General features: G+C 49.4%; 6 protein-coding genes. 5 read left to right on the top strand and 1 reads right to left on the bottom strand.

The window, feature by feature from the left end:
* Window positions 1-60: 60 nt before the first annotated feature.
* Window positions 61-522, bottom strand: coding sequence for a DUF599 domain-containing protein (locus Q1B11_RS18975; protein ID WP_299735351.1), 462 nt, complete (start codon window positions 520-522; stop codon window positions 61-63).
* Window positions 523-971: 449 nt separating this feature from the next.
* Between Q1B11_RS18975 and Q1B11_RS18970 the strand changes: the two genes are divergently transcribed.
* From Q1B11_RS18970 to Q1B11_RS18950, 5 genes are all read left to right on the top strand, one after another.
* Window positions 972-1,382, top strand: coding sequence for a hypothetical protein (locus Q1B11_RS18970; protein WP_299735349.1), 411 nt, complete (start codon window positions 972-974; stop codon window positions 1,380-1,382).
* Between the two features lie 12 nt (window positions 1,383-1,394).
* Window positions 1,395-2,165 (top strand): class II glutamine amidotransferase, encoded by a 771-nt coding sequence (locus Q1B11_RS18965; protein WP_299735347.1) that lies wholly within the window; start codon window positions 1,395-1,397, stop codon window positions 2,163-2,165.
* Window positions 2,166-2,228: 63 nt separating this feature from the next.
* Window positions 2,229-3,470: a saccharopine dehydrogenase NADP-binding domain-containing protein gene (locus tag Q1B11_RS18960; RefSeq protein WP_299735344.1), complete on the top strand. Its 1,242-nt coding sequence runs from the start codon at window positions 2,229-2,231 to the stop codon at window positions 3,468-3,470.
* A 256-nt stretch (window positions 3,471-3,726) separates the two neighbouring features.
* The gene (locus tag Q1B11_RS18955; RefSeq protein ID WP_299735342.1) at window positions 3,727-4,881 is read left to right on the top strand and encodes an efflux RND transporter periplasmic adaptor subunit; all 1,155 of its coding nucleotides are present in this window, start codon (window positions 3,727-3,729) and stop codon (window positions 4,879-4,881) included.
* A gap of 2 nt (window positions 4,882-4,883) precedes the next feature.
* Entirely contained in the window at window positions 4,884-7,973 is a 3,090-nt protein-coding gene (locus Q1B11_RS18950; RefSeq protein ID WP_299735340.1) for an efflux RND transporter permease subunit, read from the top strand.
* Window positions 7,974-8,023 lie beyond the last annotated feature (50 nt).

Here is an 8,023-nt window from a genome sequence, read left to right as displayed (position 1 = left end):
TTCATTGTTCTATCAAATAGTGCTTACGACAATTTTCTGATAATGGATTGTGTCGCATATTCATCGGGAGTGGCTGTTGCCCATCAGAACACATGCGAAGTTATAGAGCCTGAGGCTCCAGGTGAACTCAAAGAATGAGTAAATAAATATAATGATCATGACCAGCATTTTCAGCTCCCACAATTCCTGCGTTGTGGTCCTCACAAAAGGAATAGTCGATATCACACTGACCGCCTGTTCTGATGCAGCAATACCGGTTATCAAACCTGCGACAACGAGCAAAGAGGTGGATGCAAAAAAGCTGACACTGGCGCGCAGACTACTGATCAAACTGGCATCAGACGTTCTGTTTTCACGGGCAATAACCCGAATCATCCATTCTTCCCGATACTGCGCCAGCACACTGGATAAACAGCTTGAGGACCGGGACCGACAATGTGAATAACAGGTATAGCCAATCCAGCTGCCCAACAAAACGAAAAGACCCAACCAGTCCTGAAAATTTCCGACACTTAATAACATGCTTACTCCGGCACTTATTCTTGATGTTCTTCATAGCCTAACGCTGATATCCAAAGACGGATAATCCAAAACGCAAACAGAGCCTGCGCGATAGATTTCAATCATTGCTCGAATGATGCAAAATGCATCCTTGGCGGATAACTAAGTACCCGATCATATGAAATCGAATATTTCTGGCTTAGCGGTTAGTCACTATGCAAGGCACATCGGAGTGAGCATAGCCATAGCTATGTAATCGCAGATGTAACGCCATATGACTGCATGGATGCAGGAGATAGAGCAACGCAGGAGCAAGTTGCCGAGAGTGGCTGACCACTAAGCCAGAAAATATGGTTTCATATGGTTGGGTACTTAATATAGACAAGCACTGAATTTTAGCCTGTTACCTGCGCTTTCTAACGGCAAAGGCTTTCGGCTCGATTTCATCTTCTGCTTTTAATGGAGAATGAATGACTGAAGCTCAATATATGTGGGGCTGGATTACCTATCTGGTGGGTGCGACCGGATGTTTGATCAGTCTATGGTTTATTGTTCGACGCTGGTGGCCCAGGTTGCGGCGCATCGTCATGTTGGTTGCTACTGCTTTGGTCTATGTGCCCTGGTACGTTAACACTGATGAGCATTTCCTGGCGCCGGCAGCTGTTATCAGCCTTTACGATGGTTTAGGCATTGGTGTGGATGCCATGTGGAGAAGCGGCCAGATAGCGGCGATTGCAGCCGGTATAGCAATGATCGTCGCTCTGATTTTACCCGTTAAAAAAACTAGCCCAGCCCCAAAAAAAGGTGATAAATCACCAAAAAGTGGCAATAAAAGTGGCAACAAAACATCGCAAAAACAACGTACCGAACCCAGTATTTAGAGCTGTTAACCCATGTGTGAACTCCTTGGAATGAGTGCCAATACGCCCACTGACATCGTCTTCAGTTTCAGTGGTTTGATGCAGCGCGGTGGTAACACCGGCCCTCACCGTGATGGCTGGGGCATTGCTTTCTATGAAGGGAAAGGTCTTCGTGAATTTCGAGACCCTAACCCAAGCTGTAATTCGGAAATTGCCGAGCTGGTCTGTCGTTACCCTATCAAGAGCAATATCGTTGTCGGACACATACGACAAGCCAATGCCGGTAGAATCGCCCTTGAAAACACACACCCGTTTACCCGTGAACTCTGGGGGAAGTATTGGACCTTTGCCCATAACGGCCAACTCAAAGGCGTAAAAAAACTGCCTTTATCGCACTATATTCCAGTGGGCACGACCGACAGTGAACACGCGTTTTGCTGGATCATGGACCAGATTAGAAACCGTTTTCCAAAGCCACCACAGCGTCCGGCTACGGTTAAGCGATTCATCAAATCCCTCTGCGATCAGTTGCGGGATTTGGGCGTGTTCAATATGCTCCTGACGGACTCCCGATACCTCTACTGCTACTGCTCCACCAAATTAACCTGGATTACCCGACGTGCGCCGTTTGATCAGGCCAGTTTGAAGGATGCGGATATTACCGTGGACTTTGCCAAAGAAACCACCGAGAACGATGTGGTGACAGTCATAGCCACGGAGCCCCTCACCATTAATGAAACATGGCACCCTCTTAACCCGGGAGACATGGTCGTTTTTGATCAAGGTGAGCTTTGCCAGCGCTGATGTGCTGACAACCTCCAGAAAATTGATGCTCAACACATAATCATAAGAAGGAACAATAATAAAATGAGCAAACCATTAGATGTCGTTGTTTTCGGAGCAACCAGCTTTGTTGGCCAGATACTTTGCCAATACCTTGAAGACACCTTTAATAGCGACTCTCAGGAAACCCTCACATGGGGGATTGCGGGTCGCTCGAAGTATAAACTTGAACAACTGAAAAAGAATCTGGGCAACGCTTCCCTGCCCGTCTTTGTGGCCGACGCCAGTGATGAAAACGCGCTGAACGACATGTGCCAACAAACAAACGTTGTCGTCAGTACCGTTGGCCCATACGCTCTTTATGGTGAAGCCCTGGTGAAAGTGTGCAGTGAAACCGGTACCGATTATTGCGATCTTACCGGTGAACCTCAGTGGATCCACGACATGCTGGAGAAATACGAAGAAACAGCGAAAGAATCCGGCGCAAGAATTGTTCACTGCTGTGGTTTTGACTCAATACCTTCCGACCTTGGCGTGCATTTTCTTCAACAGCAATCGCTTCAGCACCACGGACAATACTGCAAAAAAGTCAGCATGCGGGTTAAAGCCGCTAAAGGTGGTGCTTCCGGTGGCACGATCGCCAGTATGGTTAACATCACGAAAGAAATGTCAAAAGACCCAACGCTGCGTAAAAAACTGGTTAACCCATACCTGCTTTGTCCGGAATCAGATGCCAAACCTGTGAGACAACTCAACGTTGGCAAACCTATATTTGACAAAGGCTTTGGTGCCTGGATAGCGCCGTTTATCATGGCCGGTATTAATACCAGAGTTGTGCTGCGCTCAAACGCCATTGCCAAACATCCCTATGGCGCCGACTTCACCTATGACGAAGCCATGCTCATGGGCAAAGGCAGTAAAGGACGATTTCGTGCGACCACTCTGGTTGCCGGACTTGGCATATTTATGATTTCTGCCGCCTTAAAGCCTACCCGCTGGTTTATGGAAAAATTTGTTCTCCCCAAGCCCGGTGAAGGCCCGTCCCCAGAAGCTCAGAAGTCCGGATTCTATGATCTGCGGTTCTCTGGCGAAACGTCCGACGGTCAAGTGATCAAAACCAAAGTGGTTGGTCAGGGTGACCCAGGCTATGGATCTACCGGTCGTATGCTCGGTCAGGCTGCCGCTACTCTGGCTCTGAACTTTCACAACAATGGCCAGAAATCCGGACAGTCTGGTGGATTTTGGACACCAGCCACTTTGCTGGGAGATCGACTTGTAAAACGTCTACAAACGTTTAGTCAGCTTGAATTTGAAGTCCTGAAATAACGACATCCATCGCTTATAAAAAACTAACGCTGAAGCCACTTCTTCAGCGTTTAAAGAAACGCCTCAATTATTTCCCTTGGTTGGGCGCAAATAAGAATTCTTAGTATTAACAACCATTTCCTGCAACCTCCAAAGCCGCCACTATTGCACTTGATACAATTTGCGACAAATGGGTTGATATTACTGGGTATGTTTCACGCCCTTCACCCCTATAATCCGCACAACTTTTATATTTCAGCTTTGGGGAACGCGGGTAATGTCAGTACGCCCTCTCTTTCAACCGCCATGGTTGGCTCAGTACCACCGCAAGCATCCGGTTAAGCAGCTTATCTGCCTACTGGCGCTCGCTGGCACACTTTTCACATTGCCCATGGCATCCGTTGCAGCGCCTGATAGTGCGCCTGGTGGTGCGCAGGCGCCGGTTGTGACGGCTTTTCCCGTTATGGAAACGTCTGTGCAACAAAAGATACTGGCCCTCGGCAATCTGTCGGCCAATCAATCCGTCGACATCACACCGCAAATCAACGGCCGCATCGTCAGCCTGAATCTACAGGATGGCGGTTATGTAAAATCCGGTACACTGCTGGTTGAAATGGACGGGCGTGAACAGACGGCGGTGGTCGAAAAAGCCCGGATCAATTTGCAGGATGCAAAACGTCAACTGACGAATATGGAGGCTCTTAATAAGAAAAAAGCCATTTCCATTGATGAGCTGAAAGCACAAAAAGCCACTGTCGACGGACTGGCCGCCACTCTTCAGGCCGAGCAAGTCAAGCTGGATCATTACACCCTGGAAGCCCCGTTTGCCGGAAAGCTGAGTTTTCATAATGTCAGCGCTGGCGCATTGATTAATGCCGGTTCCATCATTACCACACTGGATGACCTGAGCACGATGAAACTGGATTTCTCCCTGCCAGAAAACAGTTTGAGCCATATTGACATTGGCACTCTGGTGTCCGCCACATCCGATGCCTGGCCGGGAGAAACCTTCCTGGGCACTGTCACCAGTATCAGCCCAAGAATCGACCCCATTAACCTGACGTTTCAGGTTCGCGCCCAGATGGACAATGCATCGCAACAGCTGCGTCCGGGTATGTTGATGAAGACCAGTATTCAACGCTCTGCCATCGAGAGGTTGGTGGTGCCTTCCCGTAGCATTCTTTTTGACGGCAACCGTCGTTTTGTCTTTGTGATCGATGAGCAGAGCAAGGTAGAAAAACGACTCATTACCACAGGCGACACCATTGATGAGTTCATCGTTGTGCTCTCCGGACTAGCCTCCGGAGAAATGGTGGTGAACGAAGGGATCGTCAAAGTCTCTGACGGCCGACCAGTGAAAATTCTATCCAGTGATCAGCCACGCATCACCGCTAACCCGCAACCTTCTTCCCTCACTGAAGGGCTGCTCTGAACATGATACTGTCCGATCTTTCTATTAAACGCCCGGTCTTTGCCACGGTGGTCAGCCTGTTGTTGATCACCTTTGGTGTCGTCTGTTTTCAGATGCTGCCCGTTCGCGAGCTGCCTGATATCACCGCACCGACCGTTATGGTGCAAACTTCTTACAGCGGCGCATCTGCTGAAGTGATTGAAAGTAAAATCACCGATGTTATCGAGGATCAGCTCGGCGGCATTGAAGGTGTGAAATTTATTGAAAGCACCAGCCGCAATGGCAGTTCACGCATCACAATCGAGTTTTCTTCAGACCGTAATATGGAAACCGCTGCCAATGACGTTCGGGAAGCCATGTCCCGAGTCATCTGGCGCTTGCCGGATGATGCAGAATCGCCCATCGTCTGGAAAAACGACGGCAGTGGTGAAACGATCCTGAGTATCAGTTTGCAAAGTGACACCATGTCACAGATTGAACTGACCGATTACGCCGAGCGAACGCTTCAGGATCGCCTTTCTCTGGTGGATGGAGTTAGTTCCGTTGACGTCATGGGCAGACGCCAATACGTAATGCGCATTGAGTTAGATGCCAATGCCATGGCTGCCCGTCAAATCACCACCAGCGATATTCGCAGCGCCCTGCGTCGGGATAACGTGGAACTGCCCGCCGGCGAACTCACTGATGCCCTGAGAACCTTACCGGTTCGAGTCAACCGGGATTACAACACCATTGATGACTTCCGTCGTTTATTGATTCGTCAGGACGGTTCGAGCAAGGTCTATCTAGAAGACATCGCCACCATTCGAACCGAAGCCAAAGACATTGATTCTCTGGCCAAAGCCAATGGTCGAAACGTTCTCAGTCTGGGTATTGTGCCTCTATCTCAGGCAAACCCTCTGGAAGTGATTGCCAATATCAAAAAAGAGATCGAAGCCTTTAAGCCATTTCTGCCAGAAGGTACGTACCTGACCACCACTCAGGATTCGTCTGTTTACATTCAGTCTTCTATTGATGAAGTGTACGTAACCCTGGGCATGACCATTGCCCTTGTGGTGTTGGTGCTGTATATATTTCTTGGCAATATTCGGGCGACACTGATTCCTGCAGTCACCGTTCCCGTTTCCCTGATCAGCGCCTTTATCGTGATTCACCTGCTTGGTTATTCCATTAACCTTCTGACGCTGCTGGCACTGGTTCTGGCCATTGGCCTGGTGGTGGATGACGCCATTGTTGTCCTTGAGAACATCCACCAGCATCTTGAGCGTGGCGAACCACCGTTGCTTGCCGCATGGAAAGGTGCGAGAGAAGTCAGTTTTGCGGTTATTGCGACGACCGTCGTATTGGTTATGACGTTTGTCCCCATCGTCTTTATGGAAGGCTCGGTAGGCAAACTGTTCTCCGAATATGCCATGACGTTAATTGGTGCCGTGGTTTTCTCAAGTCTGATTGCTCTCACACTGTCGCCCATGATGAGCTCCAAGCTGTTGAAGCTGAACGTTAAGCCTTCAAAAGTGAATCTGTGGGTTGATCGCACCAATGAAAAACTGATCACCGGTTATCGAAAGCTGCTGTCCAAAATGCTGGCTTTCCGCTGGTCTGGTTTGATGCTTCTGGTGGCCTCTTTGGGAGTAACCGCCCTGCTCTTCCCGACTATCCCACAGACATTCACACCTCCGGAAGACCGTGGTGAATTCATTGTTATTGTGAAAGGCCCCGACGGCGCCAATTACGAAAGCATGGAAGAAAGCATGTTGCAGCTGGAAGCCAAACTGCTGCCGCAATTGGGTCAGGGTGTTCTGAAGTATCTCTTTGTCCGTTCACCGGGCTGGGGCGGCAACAGTGGCAGTAACTCCGGCATACTGATCGGCACGCTTGAAGACTGGGCTGATCGTGACGTCAGTGCCCAGGAGGTAATGAATCAGGTGCGTCAGTTGGTTGCTGATATTCCCAATGTTCGCGCCATACCGGTTATGCGTTCCACCATTGGAGGGCGTTCTCAGTCCCCTGTTCAGTTTGTGCTCGGTGGCGGCTCTTTCGATCAACTGGTTGAATGGGCGGATATCATCGCTGAAAAAGCGCGAGAAAACCCGGGACTTCAGGATGTGAACGTCGGGTTCAACCAGAATCAGCCTCAGCTGGAAATCACCATCAATCGTGAACGGGCCCAGGAGCTTGGAGTGTCTGCGGAAGAAATTGGCGCTACCCTCGAAACCATGTTGGGTGGGGTGACTGACACCACCTTTATGGAACGTGGTGAGGAGTATGACGTCTATCTGCGTGCCAAAGAAGATGCGTTCAATAGCATCACTGATCTGTCGTCTTTGTATGTTCGCTCCCGTACCACCGGTGGTCTTGTTCGTCTCGACAACCTTGTGACCATGGAAGAAGTTGGCAAGGCATCGTCACTGACCCACTATAACCGTAACCGCGCTATTACCATTGAAGCCAACCTTGCGGGTAATTACTCCATTGGTGAGGCACTGGAATTTCTGGATCAACAAGTGGTGGAGCACCTGCCACCGGAAGTCATCGTGAACTATAAAGGCGAGTCGCTGGATTATCGAACAAACCAGAGTGCTATTGCCTTTGTTTTCATTATGGCGATGCTGATTGTTTACCTGGTACTTGCAGCGCAGTTTGAAAGCTTTGTACACCCATTGATTGTTATGTTGACAGTGCCACTTGGCCTATCGGGTGCTTTGCTGGGGCTGGCGGTGACCGGCGAAACCCTCAACATTTTCACCCAGCTGGCCATGATTATGTTGATTGGTTTGTCGGCTAAAAATGGTATTTTGATTGTGGAGTTTATTAACCAGCTTCGTGATCAGGGTATGACATTTGATCAAGCCGTTCTCGAAGCATCTGCACTGCGCCTTCGCCCTATATTAATGACGGCTTTAACCACGGTTGTGGGTGCCATTCCTCTGCTGCTGGCCAGTGGAGCTGGTGCTGAATTCCGTTTTTCAATTGGCGTTGTGGTCTTTGCCGGTGTGACCGTTTCCAGCCTGCTTACTTTGTTTGTTGTGCCTTCCATGTATTCCTTACTGGCACGAAAAACAAAGTCACCAGACGCTGTGACCAGAACGCTGGACACACTCATGGCCAAATAATAAAAAGCCGGGAGCACTTGCTCCCGGCTTTTTATATAAACCTTCCGATC

The sequence above is a fragment of the uncultured Endozoicomonas sp. genome (genome assembly GCF_947495845.1).
GTDB lineage: Bacteria > Pseudomonadota > Gammaproteobacteria > Pseudomonadales > Endozoicomonadaceae > Endozoicomonas.
This window is presented reverse-complemented; position numbering and strand designations above follow the sequence as displayed.